4 protein-coding genes are annotated in these 2,353 nt (G+C 71.7%); 2 read left to right on the plus strand and 2 right to left on the minus strand.

What is annotated here, in order from left to right; genetic code table 11:
- A partial coding sequence (locus tag D7V93_RS41875) for a fatty acid desaturase family protein (RefSeq protein ID WP_120648545.1) occupies positions 1–805 on the plus strand: 805 nt, incomplete at its 5' end.
- The gene (locus D7V93_RS41880; protein ID WP_120648546.1) at positions 805–1,431 is read left to right on the plus strand and encodes a hypothetical protein; all 627 of its coding nucleotides are present in this window, start codon (positions 805–807) and stop codon (positions 1,429–1,431) included. The genes D7V93_RS41875 and D7V93_RS41880, both read left to right, overlap by 1 nt.
- A gap of 213 nt (positions 1,432–1,644) precedes the next feature.
- Here the strand turns inward: D7V93_RS41880 and D7V93_RS41885 are convergent, their stop codons facing one another.
- Together D7V93_RS41885 and D7V93_RS41890 are read right to left on the minus strand one after the other, a co-directional pair.
- Positions 1,645–2,043: a hypothetical protein gene (locus D7V93_RS41885; RefSeq protein WP_120648547.1), complete on the minus strand. Its 399-nt coding sequence runs from the start codon at positions 2,041–2,043 to the stop codon at positions 1,645–1,647.
- Between the two features lie 76 nt (positions 2,044–2,119).
- Positions 2,120–2,353, minus strand: a 234-nt coding sequence (locus tag D7V93_RS41890; RefSeq protein WP_147451637.1) for a CinA family protein, incomplete at its 5' end; no start/stop codon positions are given.

Genomic DNA, 2,353 nt, shown 5'->3' on the forward strand with positions numbered 1-2,353 from the left:
GGTCGTCATGGCGTGGGCTCCGGTGCTCGCGCCGCTGGCGGTGCTCGTCGTCGCGGGACGGCTGCACGCGCTGGGCGTGCTGCTTCATGACGCGGTCCACCTGCCGGCGCGAACCCCGGAATGGAGACTGTGTCTGCTGACGGCCGTGGCGGGCTACCCGGTGGCCTCCACGCTGGAGGCCATGCGCTACCACCACCTGCGCCACCACCGGGACGCGGGCCTGCCGACCGACCCCTACCGCAAGCCTCCGGACGGAGGACCGCTGCGCACGGCGTGGCGCTGGCTGCTGCTGCTGGGCGTGATTCCCGGCTGGGTGCTGCGCGGTCCGGTGGGGCTCTGCGCCTGGGCCATCCCCGCGCTGCGCACGCCGTATGCGCGCGTGTTCCTGCAGGACCGCTCTGGACGCGTGCTCACGCACGACGCGGAGGTGCTCGCGTGTGCCCGCGCGGAGGCCGGGCAGGTGCTCTTCCATCTGGGCGTGCTGGCGCTGGCGACGCGGTGGCCCTCGGCGGTGGCGTGGGGATACGGGCTGCCGCTGCTGGTGGCGTCGGGGTTCAACGCGCACCGGCTGCTCGCCGAGCACTCCTCCACGCCCGCGCACGGACGCACGCTGCGAGACGTGTTCGCGTGCACGCGCGACCATGGGCTGGGGTGGCTGGGGCGTTTGGGATTGGCGCCTCGCCACGTGGGGATGCACGTGGTGCATCACCTGCATCCCCAGGTGTCACTGAGGCACCTGCCCCGGCTGCGCGCGTGGTACGTCGCACGCTTTCCCCACCACTATCCCCGGCCCCGCTCCTCCTGATGCTCTCTGCTTCCACCCGCGTGTTGCTGGTGCTGTGCCTGGTCGCGTGCGCGGGCGCGGCGGTGTTCTTCCGGCGCAGGCAGAACGCGGGCGGCGGGCGCGGTGGACGCATCTCCGGGCCCAAGCTGGCGTGGCTGCTCTACGCGGTCTTCCTCTGGTTCCTCGTGTGCCCGCTGGTGGCGCTGGATGCGGCCGTGCCCGGCGAGGCGCGCATCGTGTTGGGCGCCTTCGCGGTGTCCATGTGGCTGCGCGGGGCCGCGGAGCTCTACATGCTCTATGTGTCCCGCAACTGGCGGCCGCCGTATGGCGTGGGACATGACCTCGGGTGCATCGCGCTCGTGGGGGCGGGGCTCGTGTACACGGGGGAGAAGTGGGCGGGGGCGCTCGATGGGCGCGACCTGTGGGCGCTGGCGCTGGTGGCACTGGTGCTGGTGAGCCTGGGGGTGGAGGTCGCCTATGCGGCGCTGTTCCACCAGGCCGTCGAGGGACGCACCACGGGCGAGGACGGCGTGTGGTTCGCGGACGCGGAGCAGGCGCGCTTCCGGCGGATCAACCGGCTCACGTTCGCGCTCAACGTGCCGCTGTACGCGGCGCTCGCGGGGTTGCTCGCGGTGGGGCTGGGGTGAGCCGTCAGACCACGGGCTGGCGCCAGGCGCGGGCTTGCGTGGCGTGTACTCCCGGGGCTGTCCCTCCCCGGTGTCCAACCGCCACGTGCGCGACGTCGCACACCCCGTCGCGAACAGCATCCACAGCAGGAACATCCAGCGCGGCGTCATGCTCTTCCCGAGGTCCCCGCCCCCTGCCCTCCAGAGCGGACCCCCGGAATATAAAGACACCGCTCAGACCTTGAGCGCCTCGCCCAGCTCCGCGTCTCCGTTCAACAGCCAGATGCGCGCCGCGGACTCCTGCCAGAAGCGACGGAGGATCTTGTCCGTCCCACTGCCCGACGCCACCCGGTTGAGCTGCAACGCGACAATCTGGTTCTGCACCAGCTCCGCCACCCGCGTCACCCCGGAGCGCAAGCCGTACTCCTGCACGCGGCGGATGAGGTCTGCCGCCTCCGGCGACGCCGGCCGGAACGTGCGCAGGTCCGCTTCAATCTTGATGGCCTGCCCCGCCACCGTGTCCGTCGCCGCCTTCAACTCCTCCACGAAGCACTCCATCTCCTCCAACCGGATGTACCCCTCCAGGGCGAAGCTCACGATGGACTCCGCGCGATCCACGTCGATTCGAAACATCGGGCGCTCCCTTCCTGACGCCTTCATCACCCATCCCGTCCACGCGCACCAATGGCCTCCGGGATGAGCCAAGGATTCAGGACTCCACGCCCACCCGCTCCAGAAGGAGGGCCAGCACCCTCGCCGCCGCGGCCTCGCGCACCTGCCGCCGGTCCCCGGGAAACACGTGGCGCTCCACCACCGCCTCACCGCCCCGCCGGTGAACCGCGACAAACACCAGCCCCACCGGCTTCGCCTCCGTCCCACCTCCGGGCCCCGCGATGCCCGTCTCCGCCACCGCCCAGTCCGCCCGCGAGCGCTCCAGCGCCCC

This window comes from Corallococcus llansteffanensis (assembly GCF_003612055.1).
Classification (GTDB): Bacteria; Myxococcota; Myxococcia; order Myxococcales; family Myxococcaceae; genus Corallococcus; species Corallococcus llansteffanensis.